Genomic DNA, 15,691 nt, shown 5'->3' on the forward strand with positions numbered 1-15,691 from the left:
ATGGAAGCACCATCAACACATATTGAAAATCCTAATACTGTTTTGTATTCCTTGATGACGGCATTAATGGAAACTTCCTTGAACCACATGTTGTTCAAGGAAAAAGTCCTGCAACCAGCAAGAATGCGTTTAGCAGGTAAAGTGATGGGGATTGAGCTTAAAGAGCTGAATAAAACTCTGACACTTATTTTTGCTGAAAATCATGTTGATGTATTAAGTGAATGGCAGGAACCTGCAGATTGCATTATCAAAACGTCACTGTTTACGTTGATTAAGTTGAAAGATAAGCAGCAGCTTTCACAACTCATCAATAATGGCGACATAGTGATTGAAGGCGATATGCAAATTGTTCAACACTGGTCTTCATTACTGGATTTAGCTATCTGGAACCCGGCTCATTATTTATCGCCTTATATTGGTGATATTGCGGCAGAAGGCATTAGTAAAGTGTTGGGTAAAGGGGCTTGCCTCGCTTCTCGATTAGTCAGTCGCCAAAAAACATACGTTAAAGACATTATTCTGGAAGAGTGGAAAATGGCACCAAGCCAGCTGGAATTAGTGCACTTTAGCGATGAAGTTGAGCAGGTTGCAAATTCAATGAGTCAGTTGGAACAACGGCTCAATCAGTTGGAGGAGAAGAATGACTCCCGGTGAAATAAAACGCCTTTACTTCATTATTCGGGTATTTCTCTCTTATGGGCTAGATGAGCTGATCCCTAAAATTAAGCTGACATTGCCTTTAAGAATCGGGCGGTTAGGTTTTTTCTGGATCAAAAACAAACACAAAGATAAAGATCTTGGTGAACGACTACGCTTAGCATTGCAAGAATTAGGACCTGTTTGGATCAAATTTGGTCAAATGCTGTCGACTCGCCGAGATTTATTCCCTCCTGCAATTGCTGATCAACTGTCATTGTTACAAGATAAAGTGGCGAGTTTCGATGGTCAATTAGCCCGTCGTTATATTGAAGAGTCGCTCGGTGGTCCATTAGAGCAGTGGTTTGATAATTTTGATGAGCAAGCTCTCGCCTCTGCATCGATTGCCCAAGTTCATACTGCAATATTAAAAGAAAATGGCAAAGATGTTGTTTTAAAAGTTATTCGCCCTGATATTTTGCCTGTCATCAAAGCTGATATTAAGTTGATGTACCGTATTGCTAATTGGGTTCCTCTTCTTCCTGATGGACGTCGCTTACGTCCTAAAGAAGTTGTGTGTGAGTACGAAAAAACCTTAATTGATGAGTTAAATCTTCTTCGCGAATCTGCTAACGCTATCCAGTTGCGACGCAACTTTGAAAACAGCTCTATGCTGTATATCCCTGAAGTTTATCCAGATTATTGTCGTGAAAACGTGATGGTCATGGAGCGTATCTACGGTATTCCTGTTTCTGATATTGCGGCATTAGAAGCGCAAGGTACGAACATGAAGTTGCTAGCAGAGCGGGGCGTAAAAGTCTTCTTTACTCAGGTATTTCGTGACAGTTTCTTCCATGCAGATATGCATCCAGGCAACATTTTTGTTAGCTATGACCATCCAGAAGATCCTCTCTATATTGGTATCGACTGTGGGATCGTGGGGTCGCTTAACAAAGAAGATAAGCGCTATTTAGCTGAAAACTTTATTGCCTTCTTTAATCGCGACTATCGTAAAGTTGCTGAATTACATGTGGATTCTGGCTGGGTTCCCCCAGATACCAATGTTGAAGATTTTGAGTTTGCTATTCGCACCGTTTGTGAGCCTATCTTTGAAAAGCCATTAGCTGAGATTTCATTTGGGCATGTGTTATTGAATCTGTTCAATACTGCTCGTCGCTTTAATATGGAAGTTCAGCCGCAATTGGTTTTATTGCAGAAAACCTTATTGTACGTTGAAGGCTTGGGACGTCAGTTATACCCGCAGTTGGATTTATGGAAAACAGCAAAACCATTCTTAGAGGATTGGATCCATAGCCAAGTGGGCATTCCGGCAATCACCAAAGCGTTAAAAGAAAAAGCGCCATATTGGGCGGAGAAAATGCCAGAAATCCCTGATTTGATTTATGGGGCATTAAAGCAGCACCGTTTCTTGCAGTCCAATATTGAACAGCTTACACAAGAATTAAAGCACCAACGCACTAAACAACGTAAATCACAGTACCTATTAGGAATTGGGGCAACCTTCATTCTATGTGGTAGTTTATTCTTTATTTCCGACTTAACCAAAATAGCAGCAGTATTTATGGCTGTGGGAGCATTGTCGTGGCTTGTAGGTTGGTGTAAAGGAGAGGATAATTAAGTAGACTTTGTTTTGCGACAAGTTTATAAGGCTGTGATCATTTCCGTATTTAGCGTTGGTTGTATATAATAGAGTTAGTTACAATTGATCCCAAAACTATAGAGGTATTAACAATGGAATCAACTTTTGCAATGGCTGCTTTCGGTAGTCCTTGGCAATTAATTATCATTGCTTTGCTTATCATTTTAATTTTCGGCACCAAGAAACTACGTTCTTTAGGTTCTGATTTGGGCGAATCACTTAAAGGCTTCAAAAAGGCAATGAGTGATGATGAAGCTGCAAAAGCGAAAGCAGAACAAGAAAAGCAAGATGCTGATTTTGCGACCAAAAATCTCACTGAACAACAGGCTCCTGAGAAAAAAGACAGCCCAGTTGAGAGCAAAAATAAAGAGCAGGGATAAACCGTGTTTGACATAGGTTTTAGTGAACTACTGCTAGTTGCGATCATCGGTCTTGTGGTATTAGGCCCCCAACGTCTACCAGTGGCAGTGAGAACTGTTGCTGGTTGGATTCGTGCTATGCGCTCAATGGCCGCCAATGTCCAGAATGAGCTATCACAAGAACTGAAATTGCAAGAACTGCAAGAGACTCTTAAAAAAGTTGAAGAGAAAGCGGGGTTGGAAACTCTTTCTCCGGAACTTAAAAAGTCGATGGATGACCTGCGTCATGCTGCTTTGTCTTTACAAAGTGGTTATCAGGCAACAACCAATGATGTCCAATCTGAGTTGAACAAAGCAAAAGAGATCACAGAAAACTACGATGCTGCGGTAAAGGAATCCCATGCTAGTTCTTCGCAAACTCAAGAGTCAGATCCTGATCCTGAGTATGCTGCTAAGATGGCTGCAGTTGTTGAAGAAAAACCTGCTTCAGCAACACCAACAGACTCTAAGCCACTCGATGCTAAAGTAACAAACTCCAATCAAACAGAAAGTGAAAAATAACACATGGCTGTCAATGATGCTCAACCACTTATTAGCCACCTGATTGAACTAAGAAAGCGGCTACTAAACTGTTTGATTACGGTATTAATCGTCTTTGCGGCGCTCGCTTATTTTTCAAATGATATTTATCGCCTTGTTGCGGCGCCTTTGATTGATAAGCTGCCTGTTGGTTCTCAGATGAGTGCGACAGACGTAGCATCGACGTTTTTTACCCCGATTAAACTGACCATGATGGTATCTGTATTTGTTTCGATACCGGTCATTTTGTACCAGGTCTGGGCATTTATCGCGCCTGCACTATATAAGCATGAACGTCGATTAATGCTGCCGTTACTGGTATCAAGTAGCTTCCTATTCTATCTAGGAATGGCATTTGCTTACTTTGTGGTATTCCCGTTAGCGTTTGGCTTCTTTGTAAAAACAACGCCAGACAGTGTTAACTTTATACCGGATATCAGCAAATACCTCAGTTTTGTCATGACATTGTTTATGGCATTCGGGGCTGCGTTTGAAGTACCAATCGCGATTATTTTATTGTGCTGGACTGGCGTAACGACTCCAGAATCACTCAGACGTAAGCGTCCATATATCTTAGTGGGTGCGTTTATCGTCGGGATGTTCCTGACTCCGCCAGATGTTTTATCACAAACTCTACTTGCAGTACCGATGTATTTGCTGTTTGAGCTTGGGGTATTACTGTCTAATTTCTATGTTGGCAAAGGTCGGCGTAGAGGTGATGACGAAGAAGAGCCAGAAGAATAGTCACGGTGATAACGTTATTATGAAATAAAAAGCCCATTTAATCGATGGGCTTTTTTATGCTAATTTGAAGCAAATATATCGCTAAAAATTTATTCGGACTCTTTTCTAAATTGCGTATTATCAATGAGTTTTGCGACAGTGGTATTTAAAATGTTAAGCAAGAGAATTGATCGCGACTCACCATTTGGTTCATTGAAGATAGCCTTAACGCCAGCAAAAATACCGTCAGTAATGACAACACTGTCTCCCCGTGAAGGAAGATCTGGTGATTGAGTATGGCAGACGGGCGTCTGCTGTATGAGTTCAATTATCTCTTCAGGCACTTCAGCCGGTAATGTGCCAAAGCGAATAAAGTGGCTGACACCGCGTGTAGATTGGATAGTGGTTGTATGAATTTGCTCATGATCGAATTTTACAAACAGGTAATTGGGGAATAGCGCTTCAGTGACAACTGTGCGTTTGCCTCGAACGATTTTCTCCATTTCAGTCATTGGAGTCATACAGGTTACATGTTGTCGAGCTAAGTTCTCAACCGCTCTCTCCAGTTGCCCTCGTTTGCAATACAGCAAATACCATTTTTCCATTTTTTGATCCCATCCAACAAATTTATGCTCATGATAACAAATTAAGGCATAAGAATGTGACTAATGATGAGTAGCGCAATATTATTCATCTATACAAGTATAGATTAATTCGATAGTTACGATAGTAGTTACGAAGTTCGATACACAATAAACACAGCAGTTAATACAATTTTTGTAGGAGACACCATGGATATCTTTTTACTGAGTAATGGCAAACTTTCCGGTAACCCTGTATGGCTAAGTTACGCATTACCAAGAATTAGTGAAATGATTGAGCGTAAACAAATTAAGTCAGCAGTATTAGTGCCTTATGCTGTGTTACGTGGCTCTCATGATGAGCGCGCGGAGCAGTTAAGTGATGCTTTAGGCATTAAAGTGACTTCGATTGAACATTTTGAAAGCCCAGTAGAAGCCATCGAACAAGCAGAGTGTATTCTTGTGAGTGGAGGTAATACATGGTGGTTAAACAAATGCTTGCATGAGAATGGCTTAATTGTTGTTATCCAACGTGCAGTGCGTGAACGTGGTGTACCTTACATTGGTTGGAGTGCTGGTTGTAACGTAGCGACTCCAAGCATTCGTACAACGAATGATATGCCTGTGAGCAATGCGGTTATCATGCCGTCTTTAGGGCTGTTCCCAATGCAAATTAACCCACACTATATCGATGCGCATATTTCTGGGCATATGGGTGAAACACGCGATGAGCGCTTACAAGAATTCTGTGTTATTAACCCTCATGAAGTTGTTGTTGCGTTACGTGAAGGTAGCGGATTACAGATCAAAGGTAATGAATTAAGCTACTTCAGTGGCAAAAATGAAGGTTTCAAGCTGTTTCAGCACAACAAAACATTCCCTGAGCAATTTGATACCGTATCATTAAAGGATTATGTTCCGTTTGATTGCAAGTAAAGTAATATACTTAACCTGAACATATTGATTATTAAGTATGTTTAACAGCAACTTGTAACCTTGGCTGGGAACCTTATAATGAGGTTCCCCCTGTAATAGTAAAAGAAGATAATGAAATACCGTGACCTTAGAGATTTCATCGCGCAGCTTGAAAAGCAAGGCGAACTAAAACGCATTACGATGGAAGTTGATCCTTACTTGGAAATGACTGAAATCGCGGATCGTACACTAAGAGCAGGGGGGCCAGCCTTACTATTCGAAAACCCTAAAGGCTATAACATGCCCGTCCTGTGTAACTTGTTTGGTACAACCAAGCGTGTTGCTATGGGAATGGGGCAAGAAGATATTAAAGCCTTACATGATGTTGGCAAGTTACTCGCTTTCTTGAAAGAACCTGATCCTCCGAAGGGTTTTCGTGACCTAATGGACAAGTTGCCGAAATTCAAACAAGTGCTGAATATGCCAGCTAAACGCTTAAGTTCGGCGCCTTGTCAGGAAGAAATTTGGGCAGGTGATGATGTTGATCTTACTAAGATCCCCGTTATGCATTGCTGGCCGGAAGATGCTGCGCCACTGATTACTTGGGGTTTAACTGTCACTAAAGGTCCTCATAAAGAACGCCAAAATTTAGGTATCTATCGCCAGCAAGTCCTTGGCAAAAATAAAGTTATTATGCGTTGGTTATCTCATCGTGGTGGTGCACTGGATTTCCAAGAGTGGTGCCAGGCGCATCCAGGAGAGCGATTCCCAGTCGCTGTGGCGCTAGGCGCTGACCCTGCAACGATTTTAGGCGCAGTGACGCCAGTTCCTGATACGTTATCTGAATATGCTTTTGCTGGTTTACTCCGAGGCAATAAAACGGAAGTCGTAAAGTGTATTTCTAATGACTTAGAAGTTCCTGCAGGGGCTGAAATTATCCTTGAAGGGTATATTGAGCCTGGCGAAATGGCACCAGAAGGTCCTTACGGTGACCACACTGGTTATTATAACGAGATTGATGACTTCCCAGTATTTACTGTGACTCATGTGACTCAACGTAGCGATGCGATTTATCACTCTACCTATACAGGTCGTCCACCGGATGAACCCGCAGTATTGGGGGAAGCGCTGAACGAAGTGTTAGTCCCTATTTTGCAAAAACAATTTCCTGAAATTGTGGATTTCTATTTACCTCCAGAAGGTTGTTCCTATCGTCTGGCGGTTGTTACTATGAAAAAACAGTATGCAGGACACGCAAAAAGAGTAATGATGGGCGTCTGGTCTTACCTGCGCCAATTTATGTACACGAAGTTCGTGATTGTTTGTGATGATGATATCAATGCTCGTGATTGGAAAGATGTTATTTGGGCCATCACAACACGTATGGATCCAGCTCGCGATACTGTCATGATGGAAAACACGCCGATTGATTATCTCGATTTTGCATCACCAATTTCTGGGCTTGGTTCCAAAATGGGAATGGATGCGACCAATAAATGGCCGGGAGAAACCAACCGTGAGTGGGGACGCCCAATTGTCATGACGCAGAGTGTCAAATCTCGCGTAGATGATATCTGGGAACAGTTAAATATTATTGAAAAGTAAGAGGAAAATCATGGCAACTTTGAGCTGTAAAGTCACATCTGTTGAATCTATCACGGATACAGTTTATCGGGTTATTTTGTTGCCAGACGGACCTTTTCATTTTAAAGCGGGTCAATATCTTATGGTCGTTATGGATGAAAGAGACAAGCGACCATTCTCTATGGCTTCTACACCCGAAAATCATCAATCTATCGAACTGCATATTGGAGCGTCGGAATTTAATTTATACGCGATGGCGGTGATGGATCGTATTTTAGAACAGCAACGTATTGATATTGATATTCCTCACGGTAAAGCGTGGTTCCGCCAAAATAGCCAAAACCCGATGATCTTGATCGCGGGCGGCACAGGTTTCTCTTATACCCATTCTATTTTATTGGCTGCATTGGCTGAAAACCCTCAACGGGATATTACTTTCTATTGGGGTGGTCGCCAGTTAGAGCATTTGTATGATCTTGGTGAATTACAGGCTATCAGTGAGCGCAATCCTAACTTGAAAGTGGTCCCTGTTGTCGAGCAGCCTGATGAAAATTGGCGTGGAAGAACGGGAACTGTTTTGAGTGCCGTACTAGAAGATTTCGGTGACTTATCTGGGCATGATATTTATATTGCGGGTCGTTTTGAGATGGCGAAGATTGCGCGGGATAGGTTTTGTAATGAGAGGGGGGCAAAGTCCACCCAGTTGTTCGGCGATGCCTTCGACTTTCTATAGCTCGTCATATTTCAAGTTGTAGGGGTGTTGGCTGCTCTCGGTTACCCTAGTCACATACTCATGTATGCTCCTAGGGATGCCCTCATTGGCCGCCTACCTACAACTCGAACTATTTAGAGTTATTGAGTCTGTAGTAAAGGATTGCTGGAGTTGTATTTAATATTCAATATTATGATTGATTGATTGATTGATTTTGCGGATAAAAAAATCCCGCCCCTGACTAGGCGGGAACATTGCAAGATACGACAATGTAACGGCAAAATGAATTAGACTCTTTCGATAATTGTGGCAATGCCTTGCCCAAATCCAATACACATTGTAGCTAAACCAAACTGCTTATCATGTTGCTCTAACTGATTAAGTAACGCGGTTGTGATCCTTGCACCTGAGCAACCGAGAGGGTGACCTAATGCAATTGCGCCGCCACTTAGATTTACCTTCTGGTCCACTTGGCTTTCTGAAATTTGCAGACCTTTTAGGCAAGCAATAGACTGAGCCGCGAAAGCCTCATTAAGTTCAATAATATCAATATCATTCAACGTAAGCCCTGCGCGCTTTAACGCTAACTCAGTGGCCGGAACTGGTCCAAACCCCATGATGGATGGATCGCAACCAACCACGGCCATGGCTCGAACTTTTGCACGAGGTTTCAATCCATGCTGTTTGGCATAAGATTCACTGGCAAGTAGCATGGCTGAAGCACCATCGGACAACGCTGACGAATTGCCTGCGGTCACAGTGCCACTGACAGGGTCGAAAGCGGGTCTTAATGCAGAAAGCCCTTCCAAATTGGCATCAAAACGGATGACTTCGTCATAGTTGATTGAAATGAGATTGCCCTCGGCGTCATGTCCTGAAATCGGAACAATTTCACGGCTAAATTTACCATTTTTGGTTGCCTCTGCCGCGCGTTGGTGAGATCGCAATGCAAAAGCGTCTTGCTCTTCGCGGCTGATTTTATACATTTTAGCAAGCATTTCGGCAGTTAAACCCATGGCGCCAGAGGCTTTCGCTACGCGTAATGTGAGCTTTGGATTGAAATCAATACCGTGAGTCATTGGAACATGCCCCATGTGCTCAACACCGCCAATCAAAACAGAATGTGCATCTCCCGTCATAATGAAACGGCTTGCATCATGAATGGCTTGCATAGAAGAACCACACAGGCGATTAACCGTTACCGCAGGAACTGTATGAGGAATATCAGTCAATAAAGCGGCATTTTTTGCAATGTTAAAACCTTGCTCTAAGGTTTGCTGAACACATCCCCAAATAATGTCATCTAACTCTTTCTTTTCCGCCTTTGGATTGCGTTCAAAAATTGCATTCATCAGGTGTGCAGAGAGGTCTTCTGCTCTTACATGACGAAATACACCGCCTTTGGAACGGCCCATTGGTGTGCGTATACCATCAATAATGAAGACATTTTCCATAGGATTAACCTCTCGCAACTTTTTTAATATCAATAGCCACAACCGGCGGCTGCGGATAGTATCTGGCGTTAGTAACCGCTTTTTCTTTCAACCCATTTGGAACTTGATAAAGCGGACTTAAATGGGAGTAGGACTCCGCGGTTTTGACATAAGACTGGCTACCGAGTGTATCAACATAGCAGAAAACACCCCCACGGAATGGTGGGAAGCCAAGGCCATAAACTAGCGCAATATCAGCATCTGAAGGGCTTTGAATAATGCCTTCTTCAAGGCAGCGAACCACTTCGTTCACCATTGGCGCCATCATTCGAGCAATAATTTCTTCTTTAGTAAATGAACGCTTATTTTGGCGAATTGAACTTAATAATTCATCGGTTTGTGGGTCATCAATTTTCTTTGGCTTTCCTTTTTTATCTTTTTCATATTGATAAAAGCCTTTGCCATTTTTTTGACCAAAACGTTGTTGTTCAAACATAATATCGATGGCGTTCTTACCTACTTTTTGCATTCTTTGCGGGAATCCTTGAGCCATGACTTGCTCTGCATGAAATGCGGTATCAATCCCGACAACATCAAGTAGATAAGCCGGTCCCATTGGCCAACCAAACTCTTTTTCCATAACTTTATCGATTTCTCTAAAATCGGCGCCATCTTGAAGCAATAAGTTAAACCCTGCGAAATAAGGAAAAAGAACGCGGTTAACGAAAAAGCCAGGGCAGTCATTTACAACAATAGGGGTTTTCCCCATTTTATTCGCGTAAGCAACTACTTTAGCGATGGTGGCATCACTGGTTTTTTCACCTCGAATAATTTCGACTAAAGGCATGCGGTGAACAGGGTTGAAAAAATGCATACCACAGAAATTTTCTGGGCGTTTAAGAGAATTCGCTAACTCGGTGATTGGAATAGTTGAAGTATTGGAAGCTAGTATAGTCTCTGATGTGATTAATGATTCCACTTCGGATAACACGGCCGCTTTTATTTTAGGATTTTCAACGACAGCTTCAACGATCACCTGAGAATTTTCAATACCAGCATAAGATAAAGACGGGTGGATAGAAGCTAACGTTGTCGCCATCTTATCTGCGGTGATTTTTCCGCGTTCAAATTGACCGTTAAGGAGCTTTCTCGCTTCATCAATACCTAAATCTAAGGATTTCTCATTGATATCCTTCATTAAAACAGAAACGCCTTTGCTCGCGGATTGATAAGCAATACCGCCACCCATAATGCCCGCACCCAGTACAGCGGCGTGTGAAGGTGCAGTAGAGGAGCCTGCAATTTTTTTACTGGTAGATTTAATCTGTTGATCATTCAGAAAAATGCTAACTAATGCGCGAGCAACATCACTATGGGCCAGTGGTACAAACGCGGCAGTTTCATGCTTTAGTGCTTCATCACGGGTGCAGTTTGCAGCTTTCTCGATTGTATTGATTGCACTCATTGGTGCCGGATAGTGTTTTCCTGCAACTTGATAGACCATGCCTTTAGCAACGTTAAAGCTCATTGTTTGCTCAAGTGCGCTAAGTTTTAACGGCTCAAGTTTTGGCTGTCGTGCTTGGCGCCAATTTAGCGTACCAGAGATAGCTTGTTCGATGATTTGCAAGGCTGCCTGTGGTAATTTTTCAGTTTCGACAACCGCATCCACTAAACCGAGTTTAAGTGCTTGAGACCCGCTAACATCTTTACCTGCAGTGATAATTTCCAGAGCGCTATCAAGACCAATGAGTCGAGGTAAACGAACTGACCCACCAAAGCCAGGCATAATCCCTAACTTTGTTTCTGGTAAGCCAATTCTGGCATCTGAGGTAGCGATTCTAAAATCGGTAGCGAGTACACACTCACATCCACCACCTAGCGCATAGCCATTAATTGCACTAATCGTTGGAACTGGAAGATCTTCAAGACGATTAAATATACTATTCGCATAACCAAGCCAGTCACTGAGTGTTTCTTTGGATGCTTCGAATAAGGATAAAAATTCTTTGATGTCTGCGCCAACAATAAAAGCGGGTTTATCTGAGCGCAAAATAACGCCTTGTAAATCGCTTTGTTGTTCGAGTATTGCAACAGCTTCATCAAGTGAAGCGACGGTATGAGTATCCAATTTATTGATTGGCCCTGATGAGTTAAACACCAGTTCTGCAATACCTTTTTTCAACCATTGAATAGAGATTGTCTCACTTTGATAAAGCATGCTGTTCTCCTTTATGTGGCGGTTTCATCTGGTATGACCAGATGGAAATTAGTGTGACGACAATGTTAATTAAATGCAAATGGTTAATAACAAAACTGGAAGGCGGCTCACAGGAATTAAGGTAAATAACACAAGGTAATAATGGTGTTTTCATTAGTAATCAATGCATTAACTTTATCTTTTCATTGAGTGCATACACGTTATTAGCAGAACGTGATAAGCTTGATTTTTCTAACTAATACTGAAAGGTTGAACGAAATGGAAAAACTGGCTGGACTCTACGCAGAACATATTAAAACGCTACAAAAAACGACTCAGCAAGTTTTACAACGCAGTAAATTAGATGCCATCTTGATTCATTCAGGGGAGCCAATTCGCGTTTTCCTCGATGATAGTGACTACCCATTTAAAGTGAACCCGCATTTCAAAGCTTGGGTTCCAGTGACGGATGTCCCTCATTCCTGGTTATTAGTTGACGGTGTGAATAAACCGAAGTTATGGTTTTACTCACCGGTTGATTATTGGCACAGTGTTGAACCTTTACCAACTAGCTTCTGGACGAAAGAAGTTGAGCTTATTCATCTGAAAGATGCGGATGAAATTAAAGGCTTTTTAGCTAATTTACCGAAAGAGCATTTAGCGTATATTGGTTCCTCTGCAAACAAAGCTGAATCCCTAGGTATTTCTACACACAATATCAATCCAAAACCTGTACTCGATTATTATCACTATCATCGTTCATATAAGACAGACTATGAGCTGTACTGCATGCGCGAAGCCCAAAAAATGGCGGTGAATGGTCACTTATCAGCTTTCGAAGCCTTCCAAGCCGGAGCAAGTGAATTTGATATTAATATTAGTTATTTAGGAGCGACAGGTCATCGTGATACGAATGTACCTTACGGTAATATTGTAGCTTTAAATGAAAATGCAGCAGTGCTTCATTATACTAAATTACAGCAAACGGTCCCGAGTGAATTGCGTAGCTTCTTGATTGATGCGGGTGCTGAGTACAATGGTTATGCCGCTGATATTACTCGCACTTATGCAGCTAAGAACAAAAGCGAATTTGCAGAATTAGTTGCAGATTTGAATACAGAACAACTCGCTCTGATCGCATCGATTAAAGCTGGCGTGCGTTATACTGATTACCATGTAGATATGCATCACCGTATTGCCAAATTACTCGCTAAACATGGAATTGTGAAAGGAATTAGCGAAGATGCCATGGTTGAAAATGGCCTAACAACACCATTTTTACCACACGGCTTAGGCCACCCGTTAGGTTTGCAAGTACATGATGTAGCTGGTTTTATGCAGGATGAAGATGGGACTCATTTAGCTGCACCGAAAATGTATCCATTCTTACGTTGTACTCGTATTTTGGAACCAAGAATGGTTTTAACTATCGAGCCAGGTCTTTACTTTATTGAGTCCTTGCTTTCTGCGTGGCGTTCAGGGGAGTTCAGTCAGCACTTTAATTGGGATAAAATCGAGCACTTCAAACCTTATGGTGGTATTCGAATTGAAGATAATATCGTTATCCATCATAACCATATTGAAAATATGACTCGAGATTTGCATTTACCGTAATGAAAGCGTACTCAATTCCGGCAGAAACGGTCTCTTTTTCGGAAGAGATCAAAAAAAGCCGTTTTATTACTTATATCGCTCACACCGAGGGTATTGACGCTGCGAAAGACTATATTCAATCGATTAAAGCGCAATACCCCGATGCCCGGCACCATTGCTGGGCATTTGTGGCGGGACGGCCTGATGATTCTCAACAGTTAGGTTTTTCCGATGATGGAGAGCCTACGGGGACGGCAGGTAAACCCATTATGGCGCAGCTATTAGGTAGTAACTTAGGTGAGATCACTTGCGTTGTGGTGCGCTACTTTGGTGGAATAAAGCTAGGTACGGGGGGGCTAGTCCGTGCTTATGGCAGTGGGGTTCAGCAGGCACTGAAGTTACTCCCAACACAAACTAAAGTCCCTCAAAAAATCTTCAATGTGGTATGTGATTACTCACTTATCAATGGAGTTGAGCAATTATTAGCTCAGGTAAATGGTACTATATTGCTCAGTGATTATAATGAGTCTGTATCTTTGCAAATTTCTATTCCTGCTACTTGTGAGCAGGAGGTCAATGATAAATTACGTGATATCAGTCGTGGGGAGGTTACTCTCTTAGAACCGTCACAAGAGCAAACAGCATAGCAAGGAACCGGCCGAATGCATTTTCGTGCAATAACTCGTATTGTCGGGTTACTCGTCATTATCTTCTCTTTTACTATGGTCATACCTGGTATTGTCGCACTGATATATCGCGATGGTGCGGGACGAGCATTCAGTCAAACTTTTATAACGGCGTTGCTGATTGGGCTTTTTTTATGGTTACCTACGCGAAATAGCCGGCATGAATTAAAAGCGAAAGAAGGTTTTTTAATTGTTGTTCTGTTTTGGACGGTGCTAGGGAGTGTCGGAGCGCTGCCGTTTATCTTCTCTGAAAAACCTAATTTATCTGTTACAGATGCCTTCTTTGAATCCTTTTCTGGGCTAACAACTACCGGTGCAACAACGCTAACGGGATTAGACTCTCTTCCGAAAGCGATTTTGTTTTATCGGCAGATGCTACAATGGCTTGGAGGGATGGGGATCATTGTACTCGCCGTCGCGATTTTGCCTCTCTTAGGTGTCGGGGGCATGCAGCTCTATCGTGCCGAGATGCCGGGGCCATTAAAAGATAACAAAATGCGTCCGCGAATTGCGGAAACGGCAAAAACCCTTTGGCTTATTTATGTGTTGCTAACTATCGCGTGTGCGATTGCATTATGGATCGCAGGTATGGATGTATTCGATGCGATATCACATAGTTTTTCAACCATCGCGATCGGTGGATTTTCTACCCATGATGCCAGCATAGGCTATTTTAATAGTCCTGCTATTAATACCATTATTGGCGTCTTTCTCATTATCTCGGGTTGTAACTTTGGCTTGCACTTTGCGGTTTTAACCGGAAGAAGTCTTGGAATTTACTGGCGCGACCCTGAATTTAGAATGTTCATCAGTTTCCAGTTTGTTCTAGTCGTGATCTGTACCTCGGTGCTGATGTATCACTCCGTATATGCTGGCTTTGGACAAACGCTGGATCAAGCCTTTTTCCAAGTGGTCTCGATGGCGACCACCGCGGGCTTCACCACTGACAGTTTTTCTGGCTGGCCGCTGTTCTTACCAATGCTTCTATTATGTGCGGCGTTTGTCGGTGGGTGTGCAGGGTCAACAGGCGGTGGATTAAAAGTTATTCGTATCCTTTTACTATTCCTGCAAGGTTCCCGAGAATTAAAACGATTAGTACATCCTAATGCGGTCTACACCATTAAATTAGGACAAAGGGCGCTGCCAGAAAGGATCATTGAAGCTGTCTGGGGATTCTTCTCTGCTTATGCTCTAGTTTTCGTGGTGAGCTTGCTGCTTTTAATCGCCACGGGGGTGGATGAGTTTTCTGCATTCTCAGCGATTGCGACAACATTGAATAACTTAGGTCCAGGCTTAGGTACTGTTGCTGATAATTTCACGACAATGAATCCAGCAGGTAAGTGGATTTTAGTTGTCACGATGCTGTTTGGTCGTTTGGAAGTGTTTACTTTATTAGTATTACTGACCCCTACTTTCTGGCGTGAGTAATATAGCTATGTAGTTAACGTATATAGAACGTATATAGATAGTAACGATTAGGAAGAGAAATGAGTTATCTACTTTTGCACTCAAGCACCGATGGGCAAACAAAAAAAATTATACTTAAAATGGCAGAGCAATTGCGTCGTGCTGGGCGTGAATGCGACATTCGTGATTTGAATTCAGATAAAAGCTTTAACTTATCTGTTTATGAAAAGGTATTAGTAGGGGCATCTATCCGTTATGGACATTTCAATAAGCAGTTAGTGCGTTTTGCTACAACCCATCAAACTCAACTTAATTCGATGAAGACGGGATTCTTTGCGGTTAACCTTACTGCAAGAAAAGAAGGTAAGAATACCGTGGAGACGAATGCCTATACTCGTAAGTTCTTAGAAAAGTGTCCATGGCAGCCGACCATAAAGTCTGTTTTTGCGGGCGCGTTGTTTTACCCTCGCTATAAATGGTTTGATAGAGTGATGATCAGACTGATTATGAAAATGACAGACGGACCAACTGACCCAAATACAGAAATTGAATATACCAATTGGGATAATGTTGCTGAGTTCGCAACGAGATTTGATAATATCTAGGCTTATTTTTAAACAAATCGT

General features: G+C 42.2%; 15 protein-coding genes. 12 read left to right on the forward strand and 3 right to left on the reverse strand.

The genetic code is table 11. The features are described 5' to 3' along the window. From LDO51_RS08820 to tatC, 5 genes are all read left to right on the forward strand, one after another. Window positions 1–654 (forward strand): ubiquinone biosynthesis accessory factor UbiJ, encoded by a 654-nt coding sequence (locus tag LDO51_RS08820; protein ID WP_225577160.1) that lies wholly within the window; start codon window positions 1–3, stop codon window positions 652–654. Further along, window positions 641–2,275, forward strand: coding sequence for a ubiquinone biosynthesis regulatory protein kinase UbiB (ubiB, locus tag LDO51_RS08825; protein WP_225577161.1), 1,635 nt, complete (start codon window positions 641–643; stop codon window positions 2,273–2,275). The genes LDO51_RS08820 and ubiB overlap by 14 nt, the downstream gene beginning before the upstream one ends. Before the next feature lie 113 nt (window positions 2,276–2,388). After that, window positions 2,389–2,676: a twin-arginine translocase TatA/TatE family subunit gene (gene tatA, locus LDO51_RS08830; protein ID WP_225577162.1), complete on the forward strand. Its 288-nt coding sequence runs from the start codon at window positions 2,389–2,391 to the stop codon at window positions 2,674–2,676. 3 nt (window positions 2,677–2,679) lie between these two features. Beyond that, window positions 2,680–3,216, forward strand: coding sequence for a Sec-independent protein translocase protein TatB (gene tatB / locus LDO51_RS08835; protein ID WP_036954940.1), 537 nt, complete (start codon window positions 2,680–2,682; stop codon window positions 3,214–3,216). Between the two features lie 3 nt (window positions 3,217–3,219). After that, window positions 3,220–3,978, forward strand: a complete 759-nt coding sequence (gene tatC / locus LDO51_RS08840; protein WP_225577163.1) for a Sec-independent protein translocase subunit TatC — start codon at window positions 3,220–3,222, stop codon at window positions 3,976–3,978. Window positions 3,979–4,067: 89 nt separating this feature from the next. Here the strand turns inward: tatC and rfaH are convergent, their stop codons facing one another. Continuing rightward, window positions 4,068–4,562, reverse strand: a complete 495-nt coding sequence (gene rfaH / locus LDO51_RS08845; protein ID WP_225577164.1) for a transcription/translation regulatory transformer protein RfaH — start codon at window positions 4,560–4,562, stop codon at window positions 4,068–4,070. A 186-nt stretch (window positions 4,563–4,748) separates the two neighbouring features. Here rfaH and pepE point away from each other — a divergent pair, with 186 nt between their 5' ends. The 3 genes from pepE to fre all read left to right on the forward strand — a co-directional run bounded on the left by pepE (window position 4,749) and on the right by fre (window position 7,770). Continuing rightward, the gene (gene pepE, locus LDO51_RS08850; RefSeq protein ID WP_225577165.1) at window positions 4,749–5,474 is read left to right on the forward strand and encodes a dipeptidase PepE; all 726 of its coding nucleotides are present in this window, start codon (window positions 4,749–4,751) and stop codon (window positions 5,472–5,474) included. A 111-nt stretch (window positions 5,475–5,585) separates the two neighbouring features. Beyond that, window positions 5,586–7,058 carry a 4-hydroxy-3-polyprenylbenzoate decarboxylase gene (ubiD, locus tag LDO51_RS08855; RefSeq protein ID WP_225577166.1) on the forward strand — a complete coding sequence of 491 codons (1,473 nt, stop codon included), beginning with the start codon at window positions 5,586–5,588 and terminating at the stop codon, window positions 7,056–7,058. A gap of 10 nt (window positions 7,059–7,068) precedes the next feature. Further along, window positions 7,069–7,770 (forward strand): NAD(P)H-flavin reductase, encoded by a 702-nt coding sequence (fre, locus tag LDO51_RS08860; RefSeq protein WP_225577167.1) that lies wholly within the window; start codon window positions 7,069–7,071, stop codon window positions 7,768–7,770. A 266-nt stretch (window positions 7,771–8,036) separates the two neighbouring features. On the opposite strand, the gene fadA is transcribed toward fre, so the two are convergent. Together fadA and fadB are read right to left on the reverse strand one after the other, a co-directional pair. Next, window positions 8,037–9,203, reverse strand: coding sequence for an acetyl-CoA C-acyltransferase FadA (gene fadA, locus LDO51_RS08865; protein ID WP_225577168.1), 1,167 nt, complete (start codon window positions 9,201–9,203; stop codon window positions 8,037–8,039). Window positions 9,204–9,207: 4 nt separating this feature from the next. After that, window positions 9,208–11,400 (reverse strand): fatty acid oxidation complex subunit alpha FadB, encoded by a 2,193-nt coding sequence (gene fadB / locus LDO51_RS08870; RefSeq protein ID WP_225577169.1) that lies wholly within the window; start codon window positions 11,398–11,400, stop codon window positions 9,208–9,210. A gap of 258 nt (window positions 11,401–11,658) precedes the next feature. Here fadB and pepQ point away from each other — a divergent pair, with 258 nt between their 5' ends. From pepQ to hemG, 4 genes are read left to right on the forward strand one after another with little or no spacing between them, the layout of a single operon-like run. Then, window positions 11,659–12,993: a Xaa-Pro dipeptidase gene (pepQ, locus tag LDO51_RS08875; RefSeq protein ID WP_225577170.1), complete on the forward strand. Its 1,335-nt coding sequence runs from the start codon at window positions 11,659–11,661 to the stop codon at window positions 12,991–12,993. After that, window positions 12,993–13,619 carry an IMPACT family protein gene (locus LDO51_RS08880; protein ID WP_225577171.1) on the forward strand — a complete coding sequence of 209 codons (627 nt, stop codon included), beginning with the start codon at window positions 12,993–12,995 and terminating at the stop codon, window positions 13,617–13,619. The genes pepQ and LDO51_RS08880 overlap by 1 nt, the downstream gene beginning before the upstream one ends. A 15-nt stretch (window positions 13,620–13,634) precedes the next feature. Then, entirely contained in the window at window positions 13,635–15,086 is a 1,452-nt protein-coding gene (trkH, locus tag LDO51_RS08885) for a Trk system potassium transporter TrkH (protein ID WP_225577172.1), read from the forward strand. 59 nt (window positions 15,087–15,145) lie between these two features. Further along, the gene (gene hemG / locus LDO51_RS08890) at window positions 15,146–15,670 is read left to right on the forward strand and encodes a menaquinone-dependent protoporphyrinogen IX dehydrogenase (protein WP_225577173.1); all 525 of its coding nucleotides are present in this window, start codon (window positions 15,146–15,148) and stop codon (window positions 15,668–15,670) included. Window positions 15,671–15,691: the final 21 nt, after the last annotated feature.

The sequence above is a fragment of the Providencia alcalifaciens genome (assembly GCF_020271745.1).
In the GTDB taxonomy this organism is placed as follows: Bacteria; Pseudomonadota; Gammaproteobacteria; order Enterobacterales; family Enterobacteriaceae; genus Providencia; species Providencia alcalifaciens_B.